We start from the raw sequence: 24,657 nt of genomic DNA, 5'->3' as shown, positions 1-24,657 counted from the left end.
GCCCCTATTGTCCTAACCGGCCGGGGACAGGGTAACGTTTTTTCCATGGCTGACACTTCCGCGCGCATCCCTGCCCTTGGCACCCTCCTGACCGCCATGGTCACGCCGTTCACGAAGGACGGCACAGTGGACTACCAGCAGGCCGCGGAACTGGCCAGCAAGCTGGTGGACGACGGCTGCGACGGCCTGGTGGTCACCGGAACCACAGGCGAAACTTCCACCCTCACCGACGAAGAGAACCTGGGCATGTTCCGGGCCGTCAAGGAAGCGGTCGGAGGCCGGGCGGCAATCATTGCCGGCACCGGCACCAATGACACCGCACACTCAGTGCACCTCTCCCAGCAGGCTGCAGCCCTCGGCGTCGACGGCATCCTGCTGGTCACCCCTTACTACAACAAGCCCAGCCAGGCCGGACTGCGCGCACACTTCGAAACCATCGCCTCCGCCGCGGACGTGCCCGTTATGCTCTACGACATCCCCGGCCGGTCCTCGATCGCCATCGAACCCGAGACCATGATCCGCCTGGCGCAGCACCCCAACATTGTGGCCGTCAAGGACGCCAAGGCCGATTTCGTTGCGGCCACCCGCGTTATGGCTGAAACAGACCTGCTCTTCTACTCCGGCGACGACGGACTGACCCTGCCCTGGATGGCGCTGGGTGCCGTTGGCCTCGTCGGCGTCACCACGCATGTGGCCACCCGCCAGTTCCGCGACCTCATCGATGCGGTCAATGCCAACGACCTCGAAACCGCGCGGAAGATCAACTTCGAGCTTCAGCCCGTGGTCCGCGCCACCATGACCCGGGTCCAGGGGGCCGTTGCGGCCAAACAGATTCTTAAATGGCAGGGAGTCCTGCCCAACTCGATTGTCCGTTTGCCCCTCGTGGAGCCGGACGAAGCCGAGATCGAAACCATCCGCGGGGATTTGGCGGAAGCGGGGCTGGTCTTTTCCTGAGGGCTGAGACCGGCGCCCTTGCGCCTGGAAAGTAGTGCAATATGACCCAAACTGCCCTAACCGGCCTTGTCACCCCTCCCCGCCTGCCGCAGGGAACGCTCCGGATTGTTCCGCTGGGCGGACTTGGGGAAATTGGCCGGAACATGGCCGTGTTCGAAATCGACGGCAAGCTGCTGATCGTGGACTGCGGCGTGCTCTTCCCGGAGGAAACCCAGCCCGGCGTCGACCTGATCCTGCCTGACTTCTCCTACATCGAGAACCGGTTGGACGACATCGTGGCTGTGGTCCTCACCCACGGGCATGAGGACCACATCGGTGCTGTTCCGTACCTGCTGCGCCTCCGCGGTGACATTCCGCTGGTCGGCTCGCAACTGACCCTTGCTCTGATCGAGGCGAAGCTGCAGGAGCACCGCATCCGGCCCTACACCCTCACCGTCGAGGAAGGCCAAGTGGAGAAGTTCGGCCCGTTCGAATGCGAGTTCGTAGCGGTCAACCATTCCATCCCCGACGCCCTTGCCGTGTTCCTCCGCACTGCAGGCGGCACCGTCCTGCACACCGGCGACTTCAAGATGGACCAGCTCCCCCTTGATGGCCGCATCACGGACCTGCGGCACTTCGCGAAGCTCGGTGAAGAGGGCGTTGACCTCTTCATGTCGGATTCCACGAATGCCGATGTCCCCGGTTTCACTACCGCAGAGAAGGAAATCGGCCCCACACTGGAGCGCCTCTTCGGCCAGGCCACCAAGCGGATCATCGTCGCGTCCTTCTCATCCCACGTTCACCGGGTCCAGCAGGTCCTGGACGCGGCCGCCAAGCACAACCGCAAAGTGGCTTTCGTGGGCCGCTCGATGGTCCGCAACATGGCCATTGCGGAGAAGCTGGGCTACCTGGACGTCCCGCCTGGCCTCATCGTGGACATCAAGAACATCGACAACCTGCCGGACAACCGCGTGGTGCTAATGTCCACCGGTTCCCAGGGCGAACCGATGGCCGCGCTGTCCCGGATGGCCAACGGCGACCACCGCGTCGTGGTGGGCGAGGGAGACACCGTCATCCTCGCGTCCAGCCTCATCCCCGGAAATGAAAACGCCGTCTTCCGGATCATCAACGGACTGCTCAAGCTTGGCGCCGACGTCATCCACAAGGGCAACGCCAAAGTCCACGTCTCCGGGCACGCCGCCGCCGGCGAACTCCTGTACTGCTACAACATCCTTGAACCGCTCAACGCGATGCCGGTACATGGTGAGACCCGCCACCTGATCGCCAACGGCAAGATCGCGATCGAGTCAGGCGTTCCGGAAGCCAGTGTGATCCTCGCGGACAACGGCACCGTGATCGACCTCAAGGACCACCGGGCAGACGTGGTGGGCCAGGTTGAAGTGGGCTTCGTCTACGTGGACGGCTCCAGCGTTGGCGAAGTCACCGAGGCCGACCTCAAGGACCGCCAGACCCTGGGCGATGAAGGCTTCATCTCCATCATCACGGTCATCCACCGAGCTACGGGCAAGGTGGTTTCCGGGCCGGAGATCCACGCCCGCGGCGTGGCCGAAGACGATGCCGTGTTCGACGAGATCATCCCCAAGATCAACGCCGCGCTGGAAGAAGCCGTGCTGAACCATACGGATCACACAACCCACCAACTCCAGCAGGTGGTCCGCCGGGTGGTGGGCACGTGGGTCAACCGCAAGCTCCGCCGCAAGCCCATGATCATTCCCGTGGTGCTTGAGGCCTAGTCTTCCTTGCCGTCGGCTCCGGCCCGTGCTCCTGGTCCCGACCAGGAATGCGGGCCGGACGTGTTTAAGCGCTCAGAACCAGCATCCACCGGCTCCCAAATGCCCGGAAAACCACCGCCGTTCCGGTACCGTGGCTAATATGGCCACTCGTACTACTTCCGCGCCCAATGGTTCAAGCAGGGCCAGCTCCGGCAGCAAATCCGGCGGTTCCGGCGGCCGCGGTTCCGGCTCCACGGCAGCGAAATCCCCAGCGTCCAAATCAGGACGGACGGGGAGCTCCGGCACGGCGCGGACCCGCCAGCTTCCCGCCGTCGAACAGCACCAGCCCTGGCTGCTGCGGGTAGTGAGCGGAGCGTGGTTGGGGATCGGCCACCTCGTCGGCGGGGGAGTGCGGCGCATCGGCCATGACGTCAGCGACCTTCCGGCAGACGAGCGCCGTGACGGTGCCGCCCTCTTCAACCTGGCCCTGGGCGTCTTCATCGCCACCTTTGCCTGGTGGGGCCTCACCGGCTGGTTCCCGGACGCCGTCTACAGCGTAGTGAACGGTACGTTCGGCTGGATCTCGCTGCTGCTCCCGCTGATGCTTTTTGTGTGCGCCTTCCGGCTGTTCCGGCAACCCTCTGACGGCCGGGGCAACAACAGGGTGGGCATTGGCTTCCTGATCATGACCTTCGCAGGGTGCGGCCTTGCGCACGTCCTGGGCGGCCAGCCCACGGTCGCCCAGGGTTTTGACGGGTTGCGGCAGGCCGGCGGCATGCTGGGATTCCTGGGTGCCTCGCCACTGGCTGCGATCCATCCGGCCGTGCCGCTGGTGCTCTACGGGCTGCTCGCCTTCGTATCCCTGCTCATCATCACCGCTACGCCGTTCGGTGCCATCCCCCGGCGGGTTCGGGGCGCCTACGAGCACCTCATGGGCATCGACCTGATGGACCAGGAGGACAGCGACCGTCACGACCGCAGCTACCTTGAACGGACCCCGCCAGCCGCACCGAAAAAGAAGAAGCGCCGCCTGTTCGGCAAGGACGAGGATGCCGACGCCGGCCTGGAAGGCTATGTGGGCGACGAAGCGTTCGAGCACGCCGTCATCGACGACGACGAACCGCAGCCGCCGCGCCCCGCCCCTGGGGTCCGCCGCCCCACCCAGGCCGAGATCGCCGTCGAGAAGATCAAGGCCGCGCAAGGACTCGGCGCTGCTGCTTCCCCTGAAGCGGGGGAGAACGCCACTGAAGCCATCCCCATGATCACCCCGGGCATGTCCGCCTCCGGCGGCCAGGCGGGTTCCGCGGCGCCCACCGTGCCCTCAAACCCGGTGGCTCCCGCACCGCCACCCGTTCCCATCCCGCAGCGGACCGAGCAGTTGTCGCTTGCCGGGGACGTGACCTACACCCTCCCTGCCTCCGACTACCTGACCCCGGGCTCAATCCCCAAGGAGCGCACGGAGGCCAATGACGCCGTCGTCGCTGCCCTCACCGACACGCTTCAGCAGTTCAACGTGGATGCCACGGTGACAGGCTTCAGCCGCGGTCCCACCGTCACCCGGTACGAGATCGAGCTGGCCCCGGGCACCAAGGTGGAGCGGGTTACCGCCCTGTCGAAGAACATCTCGTACGCGGTGGCCTCGAGCGACGTGCGGATCCTGAGCCCCATCCCGGGCAAATCCGCCATCGGCATCGAGATCCCCAACACGGACCGTGAGACCGTCTCGCTGGGTGACGTACTGCGCAGCCAGAACGCCCGCCGCACCGACCATCCGATGGTGATGGGCGTGGGCAAGGACGTTGAGGGCGGCTACGTGGTGGCCAACCTCGCCAAGATGCCCCACCTGCTGGTGGCAGGCGCCACCGGTGCCGGTAAGTCGTCCTTCGTGAACTCCATGATCACGTCCATCCTGATGCGCGCCACCCCGGACGAAGTCCGGATGGTCATGGTGGACCCCAAACGGGTGGAACTCACAGCCTACGAAGGCGTCCCGCACCTCATTACACCCATCATCACCAACCCCAAGAAGGCGGCGGAGGCCCTCCAGTGGGTGGTCCGCGAGATGGACGCCAGGTACGACGACCTCGCGAATTACGGCTTCAAGCATATTGACGACTTCAACAAGGCGGTTCGCGCCGGCAAGGTCCAGCCGCCGGTCGATTCCAAGCGGGTGATCCGCCCGTACCCCTACCTCCTGGTGATCGTGGATGAGCTCGCCGACCTCATGATGGTGGCGCCGCGCGATGTGGAAGACTCGATCGTCCGCATCACCCAGCTTGCCCGCGCCGCCGGCATCCACCTCGTCCTGGCCACGCAGCGGCCGTCCGTGGACGTGGTCACCGGCCTTATCAAGGCCAACGTTCCTTCGAGAATGGCGTTTGCCACCTCGTCCGTCACCGACTCACGCGTGGTTCTTGACCAGCCGGGCGCGGAGAAGCTCATTGGCCAGGGTGACGCCCTCTTCCTGCCCATGGGTGCTTCAAAGGCCATGCGTGTCCAGGGTGCCTGGGTGACGGAGTCCGAGATCCACAAGGTGGTGGAGCACGTCAAGGGACAGCTCCAGGCGGCCTACCGTGACGACGTCGCTGTCGATGCGCCCAAGAAGCAGATCGACGACGACATCGGGGACGACCTCGAGGTGCTGCTGCAGGCCACCGAGCTGGTGGTCACCACGCAGTTCGGCTCCACGTCCATGCTCCAGCGCAAGCTGCGGGTCGGCTTCGCCAAGGCCGGCCGCCTAATGGACCTGCTCGAATCGCGGGGAGTGGTGGGCCCCTCCGAGGGTTCCAAAGCCCGCGACGTCCTGGTGAAGCCGGACGACCTGGCGCCGGTCCTCGCAGCCATGAAGGGCCAGGAGGCGCCGAAGGCACCGGACGCCCAGACGGCAGCCCTCAGCGACAACGCCAACGCCAATATCGCCCAGGGCGGTTACGCCGAGGACCTGGTGGCGGCGGACCTGGACCAGCGGAAGCAGAACGTCGAATACTACGACGGGTCTGATTCCGCTCCCGGCGGGTATGACGACGAAGACGGCTCGGAAGACGCCTGGTCCCTGACCGGGCGCTAGCCCAAAGAATGTAGCCTAGGTAGGTGACTAGCACCGATGCAACCGCCGCCGGCTCAGGCCGTGCCGGGGTCTGGAACCTTCCCAATGTCCTGACCATGCTCCGCATCGCGCTGGTGCCGTTCTTAGTCTGGTTCCTGATCGCTGACGCGCCGGGCCTGCAGAGCGAGGCCGGGCCTTGGCGCTGGGCAGCGGCGGCGGCGTTCGCCGTCGCGATCTACACGGACAAGCTCGACGGCGACATCGCCAGGAGCCGGAACCTCGTGACCGACTTCGGCAAGATTGCCGATCCGATTGCGGACAAGCTGCTGATCGGGTCCGCACTGGTCATGCTGTCCGTGCTCGGCGAACTGCCCTGGTGGGTCACGGTGGTGATCCTGGTCCGTGAGTGGGGCATCACGGCGCTGCGTTTCTTCGTGATCCGCTATGGTGTCATCCCCGCGTCACGGGGTGGCAAGCTCAAAACGGTTGTCCAGACGGCGGCCATCTTCCTGCACCTCCTGCCGCTGGCGGCCATTATGCCGTGGCTGTCATGGGCAGCTTTCGCCGTGATGATGGTGGCCGTGTTGATCACGGTCTGGACCGGCGTCGAGTACGTTGTCGAGGCGCTGCGCCTGCGGTCCAAGGGAAAGCTGCAGGGAACGGCCAACGGGCAGGAGCCGGCATGACAAACCTTCACCATCTGTCGGAACAGGCCGTCAGGAAGGCACTGGAACTGGGCCGCACCGTGGCCACGGCCGAGTCGCTGACTGCCGGCATGGTCTCAGCTGTCCTCGCTGACACCCCGGGCGCCTCCGGGATGCTGCAGGGCGGCGTGGTGGCCTACCAGAACTCGGTGAAGGAGAGCGTCCTGGGGGTTCCCCCGGAATTGCTCGCCGACGTCGGATCCGTTGACAGCGGTGTTGCCGCCGCCATGGCCGCCGGAGCCCGGACGGCCCTTGGCGCAGATATCGGTATCTCTACCACCGGAGTTGCCGGACCGGAAGCCCATGATGGAAAGCCAGTGGGAACGGTGTACATCGGCATAGCTACGGCTGCGGGAACTGCCGGGTTTGAGTATGTGTTTGCCGGGAACCGGTCCGAAATCCGTGGGCAGGCATGCGGGGCTGCCCTGGAAAGGCTCCTCGAAGCACTGGCTTCCTGAAGTTACCCGCTTGTAAAGTTAGTGGGAACAAAAGCCGGTACCGATTAGTTATTACATTGTGTCGCTTCCGCGGAGCGGGGGCGCCTAGGATAAAACCACCACCATGGTCCGCTCCGGCGGACCGACTATGAGGAGCAAGGCGATACAGATGGTAAAGCAGCCCGTATCCGTAAACGGCGTTGTCCGCTGGAAGGATGTGGGCCTCGCCGATCAGGCTAAGAGCGAACAGAAGGAGCGCAAGATGGTTGTACTTCGTCACGAAATAGGTGATGTCCTGCGCGATGTTCGCCAGCGTCAGGGGCGTACGCTCCGTGAAGTTTCGCACAGTGCCCGTGTCTCGTTGGGCTACCTGAGTGAAGTGGAGCGCGGCCAGAAGGAAGCATCCTCCGAGTTGCTTTCCTCGATCTGCTCGGCCCTGGACGTCCCGTTGTCCAGCATGCTTCGTGAGGTCAGTGACCGTGTGGCAGTTGCCGAAGGCGTTGCCGTTCCGGACACCGTACCCCAGGAATTCTCCCAGCGTTACGGACGTGATCTCGAAAGCGACCTTAACACTGAACTCAACGACGAACTTTCAACAGGCCTGTTCTCCGGCGCCCGGTAAGGGCTGATCCACCACCCGGTGGCCCTGCAACACAATGAAGCCTTCGGCGGTGTGCCGGGGGCTTCAGTTGTGTCCGGCCACTTTCGTGCCTGCTCTCCGTGCCTGACCTTCCCAGGGTGTTCCGCGTACTTGGTCCGCTTGCTTGCCCGCACCGCCTACTTGTCCGTGGCCGCCTACTTCTCCCCGGCAGCCTGGGCCGGGGGACCGTCGTGCGGGAAACCGTCGCGCTCATAAGTTGAGTTCAGCTTGGCCATAAAACGGGCCAGCTCCTGCAGGTCCTCCACCGGCCATTCCCCCAGTCGCTCCCGGAAGACCTGCCGCCGGGCATCCTGGACCTGGTGCATTTTTTCTTCGCCTTTGGGGGTCAGCCGGATGGCCTGGGCCCGCCCGTCCAGAGGGTCGGCCTCCTTGGATACCAACCCGATACTTTCCAGGAAGGCAATCTGCCGGCTCACCGAAGGTTTGCCCACACCGATGTTCATCGCCAGGTCAGTGAGCCGGATGGGGCCCTCGCGCCGGATGACCGTCAGCAGCCCATACGCCGCAGGTTCCATGTCCGGGTGGACCTGCCGGGAGAGTTGGTTGGAAATGGCCCGTGCCCGCCGCCAGAAGAGGCTGATCTGGTGTTCCACGTTTTGCAGCGCGGCGTCCACGGTGGCATCGTCTTCGCGGCCGTGCGCGGGCGGGATGGCGGGGGAGTTGCTCATGGCAACAATTCTAGGGTGCGGATCGTGAGAGACTTTTCTGGTGCGAATCAGCGACTATTGGCGACTCATGGACGACGAATTTGGCGCCGGGTACTCGCGGGTCCTCAGCAGCACCCTTGTTCTTGCCGGGGTGGGCGGACGTACCGCGGACCAGGCGCTGGCCGCCGGCGTGGAGCCGCGGAAAGTGTGGCTGGCAGTCTGTGATGTCCAGGACGTTCCCTCTGAGCGGCGGCTGGGCAGGGACATCAAACCCCGCGTGGAATGAGCAGTTTCTCCTGACACGCCGCGCCGCTGTTCGAATACCTGTTCGGGTAAAGCTATGCTTTTCCTAGCGGGTTTTCCACATAGCCGCCCTCATCCGGGCGGAATGTCAGTGGGTCCCATTAGCGTCAGAGATGACCAATAAACGGCCGCTGAGGCCACTCCAAAGCGAGAAAGCATTAGAGGTGTGAACCATGGCGGCAGCCCCGGATCGTGCAAAAGCGCTCGAAGCAGCGCTGGCCCAGATCGACAAGCAGTTCGGAAAAGGCTCAGTCATGCGGCTCGGGGACGAAGTCCGGGCCCCGATCGAAGTCATCCCTACCGGTTCCATTGCGTTGGACGTAGCCCTGGGAATTGGCGGCCTGCCCCGTGGCCGCGTCGTAGAGATCTACGGGCCGGAATCTTCCGGTAAGACTACGGTGGCCCTCCATGCAGTGGCCAACGCCCAGCGGCTGGGCGGCATTGCAGCCTTCATCGACGCCGAGCACGCCCTCGATCCTGAGTACGCCGCCAAGCTCGGCGTGGACACGGACGCCCTCCTGGTCTCCCAGCCGGACACCGGCGAGCAGGCCCTGGAGATCATGGACATGCTGGTGGGTTCAGGCTCGCTGGACGTCATCGTTATCGACTCTGTCGCGGCCCTGGTTCCGCGTGCTGAAATCGAAGGCGACATGGGCGACAGCCACGTAGGCCTCCAGGCACGCCTCATGAGCCAGGCACTGCGTAAGATCACCGGACGCCTGAGCCAGACCAAAACCACGGCGATCTTCATTAACCAGCTGCGAGAAAAGATCGGTGTCTTCTTCGGTTCCCCCGAAACCACCACCGGTGGCAAGGCGCTGAAGTTCTACGCCTCCATCCGTATCGACGTGCGCCGCATCCAGACCCTCAAGGAGGGCGCGGATTCGGTCGGCAACCGGACCAAAGCCAAGATCGTCAAGAACAAGATGGCCCCGCCCTTCAAGGTCGCCGAGTTTGACATCATCTACGGCCAAGGCATTTCCCGCGAGGGCGGCATCATTGACATGGGTGTAGAGCACGGCATCATCAAGAAGTCCGGCTCCTGGTTCACCTATGACGGCGACCAGCTGGGTCAGGGCATGGAAAACTCCCGCCGGTTCCTTCGGGACAACCCGGAGCTGGCCGCCGAGCTGGAGCGCCTGATCAAGGAAAAGCTCGGCGTTGGCGTGAAGCCGGCGGAGCCTGAGTCCAAGGACTCCCCGAAGCTGAAAGCCGTTGACGGGTTCTAGCCCTTGACCAGTACTGAAAGTGCGCGTCCCCGCCGGGGCAGAACCGGTGGGCGGCGCGCTGCTTCATATGCGGCTGACATCCAGGACGGTCCGGATCAAGATTCGCTGGTGGCCGGCGACGCCGAACCTGATCCCGTATCCGTCGCCCAGGCCATCGTGTACCGGCAGCTGGCAGCGTCGGCGAAAAGCCGGCTTCAGCTTGCCCGCAAACTCGCCGAACGGAACATCCCGGAGCACGTCGCAGAGGCGGTACTGGACAAGTTCCAGGAAGCGCGGCTCATCGATGACGCCGAATTCGCGGACATGTGGGTGCGGAGCCGGTCGCAGTCCCGGAAGCTGGCCAAGGGCGCACTCCGGCGGGAGCTCGCCGAGAAAGGTGTCGACCAGGAAACCGCCGCCGCAGCCCTTGAGCAGCTCTCCGACGCTGACGAGGAAGCCGCCGCACGAAGCCTGGTGGAGCGGAAGCTGCGGCCCGGAACTGACCTTGGGGACAAGGCGGACCGCGACAAAGCCACGCGCCGGCTGGCGTCCATGCTGGCCCGCAAGGGCTACCAGCCGTCCCAGGCTTTCCGCATCGTCAGCGAAGTCCTTGATGCCCACGCCGCTCCCGACACTGACGACCCACCGAACCGGTACCCTTAACAGGTGAGTTTGACCATTCCTTCCCCTCTTTCCGGCACCAACCCGTCTTCGGGGTCCAGCGCCGCGGCCCCGGCTGCCCCCGCTCCCGAACGCGGCACCGGAAAGCCCCGCAGCTATGAGGTACGCACCTTTGGCTGCCAGATGAACGTGCACGACTCAGAGCGTATGGCGGGCATGCTGGAGAACGCCGGCTACGTGCCGGCAGACGGCGGCCAGGCGGACGTGGTGGTGTTCAACACCTGTGCCGTTCGTGAAAACGCTGACAACAAGCTCTACGGCAACCTCGGCATCCTTGCCCCGGTCAAGGCAGCAAACCCCGGCATGCAGATCGCCGTCGGCGGCTGCCTCGCGCAGAAGGACCGGGAAACAATTCTGAAGAAGGCGCCCTGGGTGGACGCCGTCTTTGGCACCCACAACGTGGGCGCCTTGCCCGCGCTGCTGGACCGCGCCCGGCACAACGACGAGGCGCAGCTGGAGATCCTGGAATCGCTGGACGTTTTTCCGTCCACGCTTCCCACCAAGCGCGACTCCGTGTACTCGGGCTGGGTCTCCATCTCCGTCGGCTGCAACAACACCTGCACCTTCTGCATCGTTCCCGCCCTGCGCGGCAAAGAGAAGGACCGCAGGCCCGGGGACATCCTCGCGGAGATCCAGGCCCTGGTGGATGACGGCGCCATTGAAGTGACCCTCCTGGGCCAGAACGTCAATTCCTATGGCGTGGAGTTCGGCGACCGCCAGGCCTTTTCAAAACTCCTGCGGGCCTGTGGGGAGATCGAGGGCCTGGAACGGGTCCGGTTCACCAGCCCGCACCCTGCCGCATTCACTGACGACGTCATCGATGCCATGGCCGAAACGCCCAACGTCATGCCGCAGCTTCATATGCCGCTGCAGTCCGGGTCGGACAAGGTCCTGCGGGACATGAGGCGGTCCTACCGGTCCACCAAGTTCCTCGGCATCCTCGAAAAGGTCCGGGAAAAGATTCCCCACGCCGCCATCTCCACTGACATCATCGTGGGCTTCCCCGGCGAAACCGAAGAAGACTTCCAGGCAACCCTGGATGTGGTGGAGCAGTCACGCTTCGCCACCGCCTTCACCTTCCAGTACTCCAAGCGCCCCGGCACGCCGGCAGCGGACCTGCCGGACCAGCTGCCGAAGGCCGTAGTGCAGGAGCGCTTCGAACGCCTCACCGCGCTGCAGGACCGGATTGCCGCGGAGGAGAACCGAAAACAGCTGGGCCGCCGGGTAGAGGTCATGGTGACCGCGCAGTCAGGCCGCAAAGCCGGAGAGACGCACCGGCTGTCCGGGCGCTCCCAGGACCAGCGGCTGGTGCATTTCTCCGTACCGGAGGGAGCACCGGCGCCACGCCCCGGTGATCTCGTGACTGTCACCATCACCGAGGCCGCTTCCTTCCACCTCGTGGCGGACCCCACCCTTGAGGACTACAGCCTGCGCAGGTCCCGCGCCGGCGACGCCTGGGACAGGTCCCAGGCAGACTCCTGCGGAGCACCCGCGCCAGGTGCCGCCAAGGGCCGGAGCGGGGTTTCCCTCGGGATGCCTGCCCTGCCTGTCCGCAGCCGCTGAAGCGTGGGCTCCCCGCCGGTTATCGCCGTCGTCGGTCCCACCGGTTCCGGCAAATCCGACCTGGCCGTAGGCCTCGCCCTTGAGCTGGACGGCGAAGTCATTAACGCCGACGCCATGCAGTTCTACCGGGGCATGGACATCGGTACCGCAAAAATCACGATGGCTGAACGCAGGGGCGTGCCGCACCACCTCCTGGACATCCTGGACGTCACTGAGGAAGCCAGCGTTTCCCAGTTCCAGCAGCAGGCGCGCGCCATCATCACGGACATCCACGCACGCGGGAAGCGGGCCATCCTCGCCGGCGGCTCAGGACTGTATGTGCGGGCCGCCCTTGATGTCCTTGAATTCCCCGGGACCGACCCGCGCCTGCGCCGTCAGCTTGAGGAAGAGCTGGCGGCTCACGGCACTGATGCACTGCTGGCCCGGCTCCAGGCCGTTGACCCGGTATCCGCCGGCAGGCTTTCCGACGATCGGCGGATCATCCGTGCACTGGAGGTCCATCAGCTCACCGGACGGCCGTTCAGCTCCTTTATGCCGCAGCGCGAGTACCACCAGCCCGCAGTACAGATCGGCCTCACCGTTGACCGGGACGAGCTCCGCGACCGCCTGGCCAGCAGGGTGCACCGGATGGTGGACGGCGGCCTGCTCGCCGAGGTGGAGCGGCTGGAAACGCAGGGGCTGCGGCAGGGCAAAACAGCCCCCCGCGCCCTGGGCTACTCGCAGTTCCTGCGGGTACTCGACGGGGCAGCAACAGTTCCCGAGGCGGCCGAGGAGACCATCGTGGCAACCCGGCAGTTCGCCCGGCGGCAGCTCACGTGGTTCCGTGCCGATCCTCGGATCCAGTGGCTGGACTGGCAAGATTCGCAGCTGGTGGCCCACGCGGCCGCTCTCTGCAGCTGAACCGGATACCTCTGCAGCGGACCCGGGAGTTTTTGGTCGAAGGGAGGTCCGGCGGCCGGAGGCCGCTGTATCCGGTCAAACTTCTGGTTTCGGGCACGCTCCGCCCGACCGGTAACCTTGACACCATGGACGCAACCCTTGCCGAGACAACAGAGCACGCCTTCCGCACGTTGGGTGGGCTCCGCTTCTCGAAGGGGCACGGCACCGGCAACGACTTTGTCCTGGTTGCCGACCCGGAGGGAGTACACACCCTAGGGGCAGAACAGGTAGCAGCCCTGTGTGACCGCCACCGCGGCATTGGTGGTGACGGGCTCATCCGCGCGGTCCCGTCCCGCTTCCTGCCCGAGGGCCGCGAACTGCTGGCCGCAACCCCCGGCGCTGAATGGTTCATGGATTACCGCAACGGCGACGGCTCACTGTCCGAGATGTGCGGCAACGGCGTCCGCGTCTTCGTCCACTTCCTCCGCACAGAGGGCCTGGTGCACCTGCCCGACGGCGGTGCGCTTACCATCGGCACCCGCGCCGGAGCCAAGACCGTCGTCCGGACCGGTGAGGATTACGCCGTCGACATGGGCCCCTGGGAGTTCATTTTCCCCGGCGAGGCCACCGCCAAGGCAATGGATTCACTGGTCACAGCTGACGGACTGGAAGTTCCCCGTCCCGCTTTGTCCGTCAGCATGGGCAACCCCCACACCGTGGTGGCCCTCGCCGAGCTCTCCGAACTTGCAGGGACCCGCCTCTTCACCGCACCCGTCGTGGACCCGGTGCCGGCCAACGGCACCAACGTGGAGTTCGTGGTTCCGTCCGAACCCCTGGTACACGACGGCGTGGGGTCGGTCACCATGCGGGTGCACGAACGCGGAGTAGGCGAGACCCAGTCCTGCGGAACGGGAGCCTGCGCCGCAGCCGTGGCCACCAGGCACTGGGCAGGAGCGGAAGCGCCGGACAGCTGGCAGGTGCACGTCCCGGGAGGCGTGGTGGGCGTGAAATTTTTCGCTGGCCCCGGCGGCCACGAACACGTGGAGCTCAGCGGTCCGGCCGTTATTGTGGCAACAGGGACGCTTTCCTGACCTTCAGGATGCGGAAGGACTTCGAGGTTGATTCCCGGCTCACACTGAAGGACTCATCCAGTTCCGCCGACAGCCAGCGCTGAAGCGAGTCCGACCCCAGGTTCTTCTGCACCACCAGCCAGGCGGTTCCGCCAGGCGCCAGGCGCGGCAGCCACAGCCTCAGGAGCGAATGCAGTTCGTCCTTGCCGATCCGGATGGGCGGATTCGACCAGATGGTGTCGAAACGCACCTCCGGATCCACAGCGTCAGGCGTGCTGGCCATCACGTTGGACAGCCCCAGCGCAGCAGCGTTCTCGTTGGTGAGCGTGATGCACCGTTCATTGACGTCTACTGCGTAAACCTTCGAATGCGGGGCGCGCAGCGCCATCGTGAGCGCAATCGGACCCCAGCCGCACCCGATGTCCAGCAAGTTTCCGGTAGGCGAGGGCGCGGGCACCTCGGCAAGGAGCACGGCGGTTCCCTTGTCGATCCCGTCCGGGCTGAAGATGCCGGTGGAGGTCTGCAGCCTGCGCGTTTCCCCTGCGAGTTCAACCGTGAGCGGCTTCCGCGTGAACGGGCCGGCGGGGGATGCGCTGAAATAGTGTGCGGACTCCATAACTCGCCAGAGTAGTTCCCCTTGCAGCGTAAAGTGAAACCCTGTTCTTTGCCCCTCTGCTAATGTTGAACCCATGTTCCTGATCTTCGAGTAGCCGGCACGGGTCCTGCCCGTACCGTAGCCATGTCCCACAGCGACGCAGGTATTCATGCCTTCCGCTCAGTGCACCGGACCCGCGCAGCTGCGCTTCCTCCGGCCGCCGGACAATACTCGAAAGTCAGCCTCCCGCTGTCTCTTTCGCCGATTCTCCGGCTTCTTCCCCCTTCCGCCACCTCCACGCGATGTGGCCGCCACCGCCAGCCGCTTTGCCGGCCCGGCGAACCAAACAGGAGAACTGCATGACCGCAGGCCGTCAGCCCAGCGCGAATACTTCCCCAACCAGCAGCAATCGGCACTATTCTGGAACTGCCGAATCTTCAAAGGAGACCATGACCAGCCAGCCCAACACCGGATCCGATCCAGCCGCCCAGGACATGAGTCCTGAGGAAATCCAGGCCGTGATCGACCGGATTCTCTCCAAGGACGTACCGGCCAAGAGCGTCAGCACGGCAGGCGATACCAGCCGCGGCGACGGAAAGGGTGTGCTGGGCAAGGCCCAGGCCATATCCCGGCTGGATGAAGAACATTCAACATTCGACGGCGACCAGCAGGACCTCGAGGAACGCCGCGCCCTGCGCCGCACGGCAGGCCTTTCCACGGAACTGGAAGACGTTACCGAAGTCGAGTACCGCCAGCTTCGCCTGGAACGCGTGGTGCTCGCCGGCATCTGGTCGGAGGGAACCCTCGCGGACGCGGAAAACTCGCTGCGTGAGCTCGCCGCCCTCGCCGAAACAGCCGGTTCGGAGGTGCTCGACGGACTCGTGCAGCGCCGTGACAAGCCGGACCCCGGCACGTTCCTGGGTTCAGGCAAGGCGCAGGAACTGAAGGACATCGTGATGTCCACCGGTGCCGATACCGTCGTGGTCGACGCCGAGCTGGCACCGTCCCAGCGCCGTGGCCTTGAAGACATCGTCAAGGTTAAGGTCATTGACCGGACAGGCCTGATCCTGGACATCTTCGCCCAGCATGCCAAGAGCCGGGAAGGCAAGGCGCAGGTGGAGCTCGCGCAGCTCGAGTACCTCCTTCCGCGCCTCCGCGGCTGGGGCGAATCGATGTCCCGCCAGGCCGGTGGCCAGGTGGGTGGCGCAGCGGCCGGCATGGGTTCACGTGGTCCCGGTGAGACGAAGATCGAACTGGACCGCCGAAGGATCCGTACCCGCATGGCCAAGCTGCGGCGCGAGATCGCCGCGATGAAGCCTGCCCGGGAGACGAAACGCGCCAACCGCCGTCGTAATGAGGTGCCCTCCGTGGCAATCGCCGGGTACACCAACGCCGGGAAGTCCTCGCTGTTGAACCGCTTGACCGACGCCGGAGTGCTCGTGGAGAACGCCCTGTTCGCCACCCTTGATCCCACGGTACGCAAGGCGGAAACCGCTGACGGCCTCGGTTACACGCTGGCCGATACTGTCGGTTTTGTCCGTTCGCTGCCCACCCAGCTGGTGGAGGCCTTCCGCTCTACCCTCGAGGAGGTTGCGGACTCGGACCTGATCCTTCACGTCGTGGATGTCTCGCACCCGGACCCGGAGGGCCAGATTGCTGCAGTCCGAAAGGTCTTCAGCGAAGTGGACGCCCGCAAGGTTCCGGAGATCATCGTCCTCAACAAGGCCGACGCCGCCGATCCCTTTGTGGTTGAACGGCTGAAGCAGCGCGAACCGCGCCACGTTGTGGTGTCGGCCCGCACGGGGGAGGGCATCCCCGAGCTGCTGAAGGCGATCAGCGAGGCCATTCCGCGGCCGTCGGTCAAGCTTGAGCTGCTCATTCCGTACGACCGTGGGGACCTGGTCAGCAAGCTGCATGAGTCCGACGCCGAGATCATCAGCGTCGACCACGATGAAGCCGGTACCCGGGCAGTTGTTAAAGTCCGGGAAGGCCTCGCGGCTGAACTGGAATCATTCGTCAGCAATGACTGACCTGGTGGCTGACGAAGCCACAGGCAAGGCCGGCGAGCAGTTCGTGATCGAGCTGCTCGACCGCGCCGTTGCCGGCATGGGCGGGCAAAGCCGCAGTGGACAGCACGAGATGGCCCGGCAGGTGGCCCGGGCGATTGAAACCGGCGACCACCTGCTCGTTCAGGCCGGAACGGGTACGGGCAAGTCGCTGGCGTACCTGATACCGCTGATTGCCCACGCCCTGGAGAGCGACAAGCCTGCCCTGGTGTCCACCGCAACGCTTGCCCTGCAGACACAGATTGTGGGCAGGGACATTCCGCGGCTCCTGAAAACCATCACCCCGGCCCTGGAGCGCCCGGTAAAAGTGGCCTTGGTCAAAGGCCGGTCCAATTACGTCTGCCTGCACAAGCTCGAAGGCGGGTTTCCCTCCGAGGAGCCGGCGGAGGGCCAGTTGTTTTCCCTGGGGGAGGACACCAGCGTCCCGCACTTTGCTGCGGCGGTGGGCGGTCCTGCTTCACAGCTGGGCAAGGAAGTGGTGCGCCTGCGGGAGTGGGCGGAGAAAACCACCACCGGTGACCGCGATGAGCTCCTGCCCGGCGTCACCGACCGTGCATGGCGGCAGGTCTCCGTCACGTCGATGGAATGCCTGGGTGCGCAGAAGTGCCCCATGGCCGCGGAGTGCTTCAGTGAGCTCGCACGGCAGGACGCCGCCGACGCCGACGTTGTGGTCACCAACCATGCCATGCTCGCCGTCAGCGCTTTTGAAGGGCTGGCGGTGCTTCCCGAATACGACGTCGTTGTGGTTGATGAGGCCCACGAACTCCAGGACAGGGTCACGGGCGCCGTCTCGGGGCAGCTGTCGGTGGCCATGGTCCACGCAGCTGCCGCCGGCGCCCGAAAGCACACTGCCATCACGGTCGATGCGCTCAACGCCGCTGCCGCGAACCTTGAAGTTGCCCTGGCGGGAGTTCCCAACGGGTTGCTCCCCAACGGACTGAACGATGAGCAGCTGGACTGCGTGGACCAGCTGCGCGAGGCCTGCCGTGCTGCCTTGTCCGACTCCAAGGGGGACAGCAGTACAACGGCCGACGGCGGGCGGCAGCTCGCGCGCTCCCGGCTGATGCTCATCCTGGAACTCTGCGAACGGCTCCTTGCCGCGCGGGAGAACCGGGAAGTGGTGTGGTTTTCCCGCGCCAGCTCCTTCGACCCCCAGCAGGGATATTCCCAACCGGACGAGACTGCACCCGCGCTGATCAATATTGCCCCGCTATCCGTCGCCGGACGACTGCGGGAGGGGTTGTTCGCGGGGCACACAGTTGTCCTCACCTCCGCAACCCTGGCCATCGGATCCGCGTTTGAGCCCGCAGCTGGTGGCCTGGGGCTGGTGGGCGAGGGTGCGCCGAGCTGGACCGGCGTTGACGTTGGCTCGCCCTTTGACTACCCGAAGCAGGGAATCCTGTACGTGGCCGGGCACCTGCCCAAGCCTGGCCGGGGGGCGTCCCCTGAAGCACTGGAAGAACTGGAGGCCCTGATCCGGGCTTCCAATGGTGGTGCGCTCTGCCTGTTTTCGTCCCGGCGGGCGGCAGAAGAAGCGGCCGACGCGCTCCGGCCAAAGCTGGACATGACCATCCTGTGCCAAGGTGACTCCACCATGACGGCACTGGTGAAACAGTTTGCCGACGAACCCGATACCTGCCTGTTCGGCACCATGTCCCTTTGGCAGGGCGTTGACGTTCCGGGCGGGTCATGCCGCCTCGTGGTCATCGACCGGATTCCCTTTCCCCGGCCCGACGATCCGCTGATGACGGCGCGGTCCCGGGCGGTGGCGCAGGCCGGAGGCAACGGCTTTATGTCCGTTTCTGCCACCCACGCCGCTATCCGGCTCGCTCAGGGAGCGGGACGGCTCATCCGGTCAACGGGGGACAAGGGTGTGGTGGCGGTGCTGGACTCCAGGCTGGCCACCGAACGGTACGCAGGCTTCCTCCGGGGTGCCCTGCCGCCGTTCTGGTCCACAACGGACAGGAAGACAGCCATTGCGGCGCTGGAACGGCTGGCGGGGGAGAACGCCTGAAAGGCTAGAGGGAGCGCAGCACCGAAACAACCTTGCCCATGATGGTGGCATGGTCGCCCAGGATGGGTTCGTACTGCGTGTTCTGCGGCAGCAGCCAGGTGTGGCCGTCGCGCTGGCGGAAGGTTTTCACCGTGGCCTCGTCGTCCAGCAGTGCTGCGACGATGTCTCCGTTGGCTGCGTCCGCCTGGCGGCGGACCACCACCCAGTCACCGTCGCAGATGGCGGCGTCCACCATGGAATCGCCGGCAACCTTGAGCATAAAGAGTTCCCCCTGGCCCACCAGCTGGCGGGGGAGCGCCAGGACGTCCTCCACCACCTGGTCCGCCAGGATTGGACCACCGGCAGCGATCCGGCCTACGAGGGGAACCATGGCAGTGTCCATGGCGGTGGGAAGCGCGGTGACGCTGCCGGTGCCGGCAGGCAGGAGCGCAGCCGGCTCGGCTGTCTGCTTGGGCGAACCCCCGTCCAAGGTGAGTGGCATCAGCACCTCCATGGCGCGCGGCCGCTTCGGGTCACGCCGGAGGTAGCCCAGCTTCTCCAGCTGCGAAAGCTGGTGCGTGACACTGGAGAGGCTCGCGAGGCCTACCGTGTCCCCGATTTCGCGCATTGACGGCGGATAACCGTTGTCATTCACTGAGCGCTGGATGGTCTCGAGGATTTTCTTCTGCCGCGGCGTCAGGCCTTTGGCGGTCTTCTTCGGTTGGGAGGTTGCCCTGCCCCCGGCGGCTGCTGCTGCCATATTCGCCAATGCCTTTCGGTTGCCCCGGGCTCTTCTTGGCCCGGACCTGAAGTTCACGCCGTCATTGTCAGACCCTGCTGATCAACTGTCGAGGTGGTAGTTCCTGTCTTCAAAGCTAGGCCAGCCACATTGCTTTTTCAAACATTTGTTCTAGCGAGTCTCGACATTATTCGTTGATAGGTGCTAAAACAGGAGAAGCAAAGTTCGAATATGTGTTCTATTCGGAGCGTAGCCATTCGAAGACCCAGACCAGCGGGTCTCGGGTAGCGCGGGTCCGGAGCGGAACGTCGGGCAGCACAGTAAAGGTCCAGGAGGGCTATTCATGTCAGCTACATCTGCTTCGCAGGATTCAATTTCGGTGCATCACCTCATGTCCGGGCGGGACAAGCCGCAGGCTGCTCGTCCTCCTGCACCGCTTCCGCCCCTGCGTCTGACGCGGCGCGGAAAGATCGTCCTGATCGGCATCCCCCTGGTGCTGCTTGCCGCCTTGCTGCTCTCCCTGGCGGGCTTCTTCAACTCGCCCGCCAAGGCCTCGGACTCGCCGGCGGACCTGGCTGTGACACCAACCGTCACCGTCACCGTGCAGCCGGGTGAGTCCCTGTGGGCCATTGCAGGAAGCGTTGCACCGGAGCGGGACGCGCGGGACGTTGTGGCAGACATTGTGCAGCTCAACAATCTGACTGCCGGCGCGGTCCTCCCGGGGCAGCAGCTGTTCGTCCCCACCCGGTAGCCGCACGAAGCCTGGAGACGCCGCCCTGGGACTGGAAGCGTCGCCCGGAAAGCGGGCAGGAGTAGCAGCGGGAAAGCCCCTGCAAAGGCTTCGCGGCAGCGGCACGCTGAGCGCGAACAGGAGCCCGTCACATTTTCCGGGGCCCGGCGCTGGCACTAAACTGTTCAGGTGAATGACCAGCTAGAGCGCCTCAACCGGCTACCCCTCCGCAGCAACCTCCGTGGGCTTACTCCCTACGGCGCGCCCCAGCTGGATGTCCCCATCCTCCTCAACGTCAACGAGAACACCCACGGTGTGCCGCAGGACGTTCGTGCGGCCATCAGCGCAGCAGTAACAGAGGCTGCCGCCGGACTCAACCGCTACCCGGACAGGGAGTTCAGTGAGTTGCGGAAGGCCCTGGCGGAATATCTGGGCCACGGGCTGGATGAGTCGAATGTTTGGGCGGCCAACGGCTCCAACGAAGTCCTCCAGCAGATTCTCCAGGCATTCGGCGGCCCCGGCCGCACGGCGCTGGGCTTCCCGCCCACGTACTCCATGTACCCCCTGCTGGCCAGCGGCACGGACACCGAATACATCGTGGGCGAACGGGCTGACGGCTACGGCCTCAGCGCAGAGTCCGCGGCGCTCCAAGTGAAGGAGCTGCAACCCAACATTGTGTTTCTCTGCTCGCCGAACAACCCCACCGGAACCGGCCTGGGGCTCGACGTGGTGGAGGCAGTGTATGAGGCCGGCGAAGCAAGCCAGACCATCGTCATTGTTGATGAGGCCTACCACGAGTTCGCACACGACGGTACGCCCAGCGCCCTGACCCTCCTGCCGGGAAGGGAGCGGCTGATCGTCTCACGGACCATGAGCAAGGCCTTTGCGCTGGCCGGAGCTCGGTTGGGTTACATGGCGGCCGCTCCGGAGGTCACGGATGCACTGCGTCTGGTGCGCCTGCCGTACCACCTCTCCGCCGTAACCCAGGCGACTGCCCTCGCAGCACTCCAGCACCGTGAGGCGCTGCTGGCCGATGTTGAAGACATCAAGAAGCAGCGCGACCGGATCGTGGCTGAACTGATCCGGATGGGCCTCAAGCCCGCTGCTTCCGATTCCAACTTTGTGTTCTTTGGCGGCCTGGAGAACCCCCACGAGGTATGGCAGGAGCTGCTCGACGCCGGTGTCCTGATCCGTGACGTCGGGATTCCAGGCCACCTTCGGGTGACCGCAGGCACTGAGACGGAAACCACAGCGTTCCTCACCTCCCTGGAAAGCATCCTTGCCGGCCAGCGCACGCTTCATGCCTAGACTTGAAGTACCGGCGCTGGACGCCCTGAACCACTCCTTCTCCCCAAAGGACACCTGACCATGAGTTCCACCGGATCCAATGCGGCCGTGGCCCGGACCGCGCGCATGGAGCGTGCCACGAGTGAATCCTCCGTGCTCGTGGAGATCAACCTTGACGGTACCGGCATTTCGGACATCGACACCTCGGTGCCCTTTTACGACCACATGCTGACAGCGCTCTGCAAGCACTCGCTGATCGACCTGACAGTAAAAGCCACCGGAGATATCCACATCGATGTCCACCACACCGTGGAAGACGTTGCCATCACCTTCGGCGAGGTGCTCCGCACCGCCCTGGGAAACAAGGCCGGGATCCGCCGCTTCGGTGAGGCCACCGTTCCACTGGACGAGGCACTGGCCCACGCCGTCGTTGACGTGTCCGGCCGTCCCTACCTCGTCCACGGCGGTGAGCCCGCAGGCCAGGAATACCACCTGATCGGTGGACACTTCACCGGCTCGCTCACCCGCCACGTCTTTGAAGCGATCACCCTGCACGCAGGGATCTGCCTCCACATGAACGTCATCGCCGGGCGCGACCCGCACCACATCGTTGAGGCCCAGTTCAAAGCCTTCGCCCGTGCCCTTCGCGCCGCTGTGGAATCCGATCCGCGTGTTGAAGGCATCCCCTCCACCAAGGGCGCACTGTGAGCGGCCAGGTGCTGCGGGACGGCGCCATCATCGATCCCTCAGCGGCACAGAAGCTGCCCTCGCCCGAGGGCAAACCCACGGTAACCGTGCTCGACTATGGCTCCGGGAACGTCCGCTCGGCAGTCCGCGCCCTCGAACGCGCCGGGGCAGAGGTGATCCTCAGCTCCAAGCCTGAGGACGTTCTGAACGCCGATGGCCTGGTGGTTCCCGGCGTCGGCGCCTTTGAAACCGTTATGCGCGAGCTCAAGGCCGTGGACGGCATCCGCCTCATCGGCCGGCGCGTCGCCGGCGGCCGCCCCGTCCTAGGTATTTGCGTGGGCCTTCAGGTGCTCTTCGAGGCCGGCGTGGAACACGGTACGGAAGCTGAAGGCATCGGTGAGTGGCCCGGCAAGGTGGAACTCCTGCCGGCGGAAGTCGTTCCGCACATGGGCTGGAACACAGTGAAGGTGCCCGAAGGGTCAAAGCTCTTCGCCGGCGTCGAAGGCGAGCGGTTCTACTTTGTGCACTCCTACGGCGTGCAGGAGTGGAGTTTCGACGTTGTCCAGCCGCGGATGGCGGCGCCCCTCGTCACCTGGTCCGAGCACGGTGCCCCCTTCATCGCCGCCGTCGAAAACGGCCCGTTGTGCGCCACACAGTTCCACCCGGAAAAGTCCGGCGACGCCGGCGCCCGGCTCCTGCGCAACTGGGTGGAAGCTCTCCGCAAACCTTCCGTGGCAGGTAAACCGGGCGAAACCGGCGAAACGCCTGAAAACAGCGATTCCTGAATGTGGTCCGTTATCCTGATGGGCCTCGCCGGCCTGCTGATCGGCGGTGCCCTGTCCTTCCGGCAGCAGCATAAGCCGCTCTGGACGCAGGTCTCGTTCTACGTCCTGGCGGGCATGGCGCTGCTCGCCGCTTACCTGCTGACGCTGCCCGCCAACTAGCTGCTGCTCAACCAACGGCCGGCGGGCTGTCCGCCGCACCTCCTGCCCCCTAACACTGAGGATTACGATGAACTCCGCTACCGACCTGCCGGTACTTGAACTGCTTCCCGCCGTCGACGTGGTCAACGGCCAGGCCGTCCGGCTGGTCCAGGGTGAGGCGGGCAGCGAAACCAGCTACGGGACCCCGCTGGAAGCGGCCCTGAACTGGCAGCAGCAGGGTGCGGAGTGGGTCCACCTGGTGGACCTGGATGCGGCCTTTGGCCGTGGCTCCAACGCAGAGCTCCTCCGGGAAGTTGTCGGCCGGCTGGACATCAAGGTTGAACTCTCCGGCGGCCTCCGGGACGACGCCACGCTTGAGGCGGCGCTGGACCTGGGCGTTGCGCGCGTGAACCTTGGCACGGCAGCGCTGGAGAACCCGGAATGGACCCGCCGGGCCATCGAACGCTTCGGTGACCAGATCGCCGTCGGGCTCGACGTCCGCGGAACCACGCTGGCGGGCCGCGGCTGGACCAAGGAAGGCGGGGATCTCTGGGAGGTTTTGGGCCGGCTCGAAGAAGCAGGGTGCTCGCGGTATGTGGTCACCGACGTGACCAAGGACGGTACCCTGCAGGGGCCGAACGTGGAGTTGCTCCGCCAAATGGTCGAAAAGACCGGCAAGCCCGTGGTCGCATCCGGCGGTATCTCGAGCCTGGATGACCTCAAGGTACTGCGTTCCCTGGTGCCCTTGGGTGTCGAAGGTGCCATCGTGGGCAAGGCCCTGTACGCAGGGGCTTTTACGCTGCCCGAGGCCTTGGACGTCGCCGGACGCCGCTAGGCAGTCGGCAGACCACGAACAAGACGCCATGGCCAGCAACGAACCCGGCACCCCACCCCAGCGCCACCTTCCCGGCCACATCGCCGCCGCATTGGCTGGGGCCGGTGGCGCCGCCGACTCTGCCGGGCAGCCCTGGGCGGGGCGGAGCCTCGCCGGTGACGACGCCAGGATCCATAACTTCGAGGACGACGACGGAACGGCCGACGCCGGCTATCTCACCGCCGTCGCAGCCCTGCAGGCAGGACGGGGGGACGAGGCTGCCGTGGTCGCCTCGCTGGCCACCGCCCGCGTCTTTATTCCGATCGTTGCCCAGCTCGCTGAAGAAGCCGAAGGCCAGGATGGCCTTCAGGCCGACAAACAGGCCGACATGGCCCTGGTCACCCTCAAGGCCGCCGATGGCAGGACCGCCATGCCTGCCTTCACGTCTGCCGAGGCTTTGGCAGCCTGGCACCCCGCAGCCAGGCCCGTCGCCGTCTACGCAGCCAGGGCTGCACTTTCCGCGGTGTCCGAGGGTGCCGAGCTGCTGGTCCTGGACCCGGGCGCGACGGTAACGTTTGTGGTCCGGAGGCCAGCCATGTGGGCCCTGGCCCAGCAGCACGACTGGATCCCCTCCTACACCGATGGCGTCCTGGCCGGCGAGATGCGCCGGGCCGCGGCAGGCTTCCCCGCGGTACGCGGCCTGGAGCTTCTCCCGGGCAGGGGAGTGGCCACCCAAACCGCCGACGGATCCGTCCTTGCCGGTGGCGGCGCCGGTCCCGAGCTGCAGGTGGTGCTGTATCTGGCAGACGGCCTGGACGCCGCCGGGGTGCAGCAGCTGGTTGCCGGACTGCAGGCTGAGTGGTCCCGGAATGTATTGTTTGGTGAGCGGGTCGACTCCATGGAAATTAAACTGCGGCGCGCTGTCCACTAGCTGCTGCCAGGAGGGGATCCCCGGCCG

General features: G+C 65.3%; 24 protein-coding genes. 21 read left to right on the top strand and 3 right to left on the bottom strand.

Annotated features, from left to right (window positions below; genetic code table 11):
- Positions 1-45: 45 nt before the first annotated feature.
- The 6 genes from dapA (at position 46) to AC5RUQ_RS10295 (ending at position 7,475) form a co-directional block, all read left to right on the top strand.
- Positions 46-954: a 4-hydroxy-tetrahydrodipicolinate synthase gene (gene dapA / locus AC5RUQ_RS10320; protein ID WP_493947244.1), complete on the top strand. Its 909-nt coding sequence runs from the start codon at positions 46-48 to the stop codon at positions 952-954.
- A 41-nt stretch (positions 955-995) separates the two neighbouring features.
- On the top strand, positions 996-2,687 hold the full coding sequence (locus AC5RUQ_RS10315; protein WP_493947243.1) for a ribonuclease J: 1,692 nt from the start codon (positions 996-998) through the stop codon (positions 2,685-2,687).
- A 139-nt stretch (positions 2,688-2,826) separates the two neighbouring features.
- The gene (locus AC5RUQ_RS10310; RefSeq protein ID WP_493947242.1) at positions 2,827-5,733 is read left to right on the top strand and encodes an FtsK/SpoIIIE family DNA translocase; all 2,907 of its coding nucleotides are present in this window, start codon (positions 2,827-2,829) and stop codon (positions 5,731-5,733) included.
- Positions 5,734-5,756: 23 nt separating this feature from the next.
- A complete protein-coding gene (gene pgsA, locus AC5RUQ_RS10305; RefSeq protein WP_493947241.1) occupies positions 5,757-6,398 on the top strand; it encodes a CDP-diacylglycerol--glycerol-3-phosphate 3-phosphatidyltransferase in 642 nt (213 codons plus the stop codon).
- Positions 6,395-6,874 (top strand): CinA family protein, encoded by a 480-nt coding sequence (locus tag AC5RUQ_RS10300; RefSeq protein ID WP_493947240.1) that lies wholly within the window; start codon positions 6,395-6,397, stop codon positions 6,872-6,874. The genes pgsA and AC5RUQ_RS10300 overlap by 4 nt, the downstream gene beginning before the upstream one ends.
- Before the next feature lie 148 nt (positions 6,875-7,022).
- On the top strand, positions 7,023-7,475 hold the full coding sequence (locus tag AC5RUQ_RS10295) for a helix-turn-helix domain-containing protein (protein WP_493947239.1): 453 nt from the start codon (positions 7,023-7,025) through the stop codon (positions 7,473-7,475).
- 173 nt (positions 7,476-7,648) lie between these two features.
- Here the strand turns inward: AC5RUQ_RS10295 and AC5RUQ_RS10290 are convergent, their stop codons facing one another.
- Entirely contained in the window at positions 7,649-8,182 is a 534-nt protein-coding gene (locus tag AC5RUQ_RS10290) for a MarR family winged helix-turn-helix transcriptional regulator (RefSeq protein WP_493947238.1), read from the bottom strand.
- Positions 8,183-8,222: 40 nt separating this feature from the next.
- Here AC5RUQ_RS10290 and AC5RUQ_RS10285 point away from each other — a divergent pair, with 40 nt between their 5' ends.
- The 6 genes from AC5RUQ_RS10285 (at position 8,223) to dapF (ending at position 13,886) form a co-directional block, all read left to right on the top strand.
- On the top strand, positions 8,223-8,447 hold the full coding sequence (locus tag AC5RUQ_RS10285; RefSeq protein ID WP_493947237.1) for a DUF3046 domain-containing protein: 225 nt from the start codon (positions 8,223-8,225) through the stop codon (positions 8,445-8,447).
- A 190-nt stretch (positions 8,448-8,637) separates the two neighbouring features.
- Complete coding sequence (gene recA / locus AC5RUQ_RS10280; RefSeq protein WP_066274884.1) at positions 8,638-9,693, top strand: recombinase RecA; 1,056 nt, start codon at positions 8,638-8,640, stop codon at positions 9,691-9,693.
- Positions 9,694-9,801: 108 nt separating this feature from the next.
- Positions 9,802-10,335, top strand: a complete 534-nt coding sequence (locus AC5RUQ_RS10275; RefSeq protein ID WP_493947236.1) for a regulatory protein RecX — start codon at positions 9,802-9,804, stop codon at positions 10,333-10,335.
- A 3-nt stretch (positions 10,336-10,338) separates the two neighbouring features.
- Complete coding sequence (gene miaB / locus AC5RUQ_RS10270; protein WP_493947235.1) at positions 10,339-11,916, top strand: tRNA (N6-isopentenyl adenosine(37)-C2)-methylthiotransferase MiaB; 1,578 nt, start codon at positions 10,339-10,341, stop codon at positions 11,914-11,916.
- A 3-nt stretch (positions 11,917-11,919) separates the two neighbouring features.
- Positions 11,920-12,816, top strand: a complete 897-nt coding sequence (miaA, locus tag AC5RUQ_RS10265) for a tRNA (adenosine(37)-N6)-dimethylallyltransferase MiaA (protein ID WP_493947234.1) — start codon at positions 11,920-11,922, stop codon at positions 12,814-12,816.
- Between the two features lie 125 nt (positions 12,817-12,941).
- A complete protein-coding gene (gene dapF / locus AC5RUQ_RS10260) occupies positions 12,942-13,886 on the top strand; it encodes a diaminopimelate epimerase (RefSeq protein ID WP_493947233.1) in 945 nt (314 codons plus the stop codon).
- Here the strand turns inward: dapF and AC5RUQ_RS10255 are convergent.
- Positions 13,858-14,481 carry a class I SAM-dependent methyltransferase gene (locus tag AC5RUQ_RS10255; RefSeq protein ID WP_493947232.1) on the bottom strand — a complete coding sequence of 208 codons (624 nt, stop codon included), beginning with the start codon at positions 14,479-14,481 and terminating at the stop codon, positions 13,858-13,860. The two genes, dapF and AC5RUQ_RS10255, sit on opposite strands and share 29 nt — an antisense overlap.
- A 428-nt stretch (positions 14,482-14,909) precedes the next feature.
- Here AC5RUQ_RS10255 and hflX point away from each other — a divergent pair, with 428 nt between their 5' ends.
- Both hflX and AC5RUQ_RS10245 read left to right on the top strand, forming a co-directional pair.
- The gene (gene hflX, locus AC5RUQ_RS10250) at positions 14,910-16,490 is read left to right on the top strand and encodes a GTPase HflX (protein WP_493947231.1); all 1,581 of its coding nucleotides are present in this window, start codon (positions 14,910-14,912) and stop codon (positions 16,488-16,490) included.
- Positions 16,483-18,540 (top strand): ATP-dependent DNA helicase, encoded by a 2,058-nt coding sequence (locus AC5RUQ_RS10245; protein ID WP_493947230.1) that lies wholly within the window; start codon positions 16,483-16,485, stop codon positions 18,538-18,540. The genes hflX and AC5RUQ_RS10245 overlap by 8 nt, the downstream gene beginning before the upstream one ends.
- A 4-nt stretch (positions 18,541-18,544) precedes the next feature.
- On the opposite strand, the gene lexA is transcribed toward AC5RUQ_RS10245, so the two are convergent.
- Positions 18,545-19,279: a transcriptional repressor LexA gene (lexA, locus tag AC5RUQ_RS10240; protein ID WP_493947229.1), complete on the bottom strand. Its 735-nt coding sequence runs from the start codon at positions 19,277-19,279 to the stop codon at positions 18,545-18,547.
- Positions 19,280-19,649: 370 nt separating this feature from the next.
- Between lexA and AC5RUQ_RS10235 the strand changes: the two genes are divergently transcribed.
- The 7 genes from AC5RUQ_RS10235 to AC5RUQ_RS10205 all read left to right on the top strand — a co-directional run bounded on the left by AC5RUQ_RS10235 (position 19,650) and on the right by AC5RUQ_RS10205 (position 24,630).
- A complete protein-coding gene (locus AC5RUQ_RS10235) occupies positions 19,650-20,009 on the top strand; it encodes a LysM peptidoglycan-binding domain-containing protein (protein ID WP_493947690.1) in 360 nt (119 codons plus the stop codon).
- A gap of 168 nt (positions 20,010-20,177) precedes the next feature.
- Positions 20,178-21,296 (top strand): histidinol-phosphate transaminase, encoded by a 1,119-nt coding sequence (locus tag AC5RUQ_RS10230; RefSeq protein WP_493947228.1) that lies wholly within the window; start codon positions 20,178-20,180, stop codon positions 21,294-21,296.
- Positions 21,297-21,356: 60 nt separating this feature from the next.
- Positions 21,357-21,983 (top strand): imidazoleglycerol-phosphate dehydratase HisB, encoded by a 627-nt coding sequence (hisB, locus tag AC5RUQ_RS10225; protein WP_458778959.1) that lies wholly within the window; start codon positions 21,357-21,359, stop codon positions 21,981-21,983.
- The gene (gene hisH / locus AC5RUQ_RS10220; protein ID WP_493947227.1) at positions 21,980-22,747 is read left to right on the top strand and encodes an imidazole glycerol phosphate synthase subunit HisH; all 768 of its coding nucleotides are present in this window, start codon (positions 21,980-21,982) and stop codon (positions 22,745-22,747) included. The genes hisB and hisH overlap by 4 nt, the downstream gene beginning before the upstream one ends.
- A complete protein-coding gene (locus AC5RUQ_RS10215; protein ID WP_181037399.1) occupies positions 22,748-22,906 on the top strand; it encodes a hypothetical protein in 159 nt (52 codons plus the stop codon). It begins immediately after the preceding gene.
- Positions 22,907-22,973: 67 nt separating this feature from the next.
- Complete coding sequence (priA, locus tag AC5RUQ_RS10210) at positions 22,974-23,720, top strand: bifunctional 1-(5-phosphoribosyl)-5-((5-phosphoribosylamino)methylideneamino)imidazole-4-carboxamide isomerase/phosphoribosylanthranilate isomerase PriA (protein WP_493947226.1); 747 nt, start codon at positions 22,974-22,976, stop codon at positions 23,718-23,720.
- Positions 23,721-23,748: 28 nt separating this feature from the next.
- The gene (locus AC5RUQ_RS10205) at positions 23,749-24,630 is read left to right on the top strand and encodes an SseB family protein (RefSeq protein WP_493947225.1); all 882 of its coding nucleotides are present in this window, start codon (positions 23,749-23,751) and stop codon (positions 24,628-24,630) included.
- The last annotated feature ends 27 nt before the right edge of the window (positions 24,631-24,657 follow it).

The sequence above is a fragment of the Arthrobacter sp. MDT2-3 genome (assembly GCF_059090465.1).
This window is presented reverse-complemented; position numbering and strand designations above follow the sequence as displayed.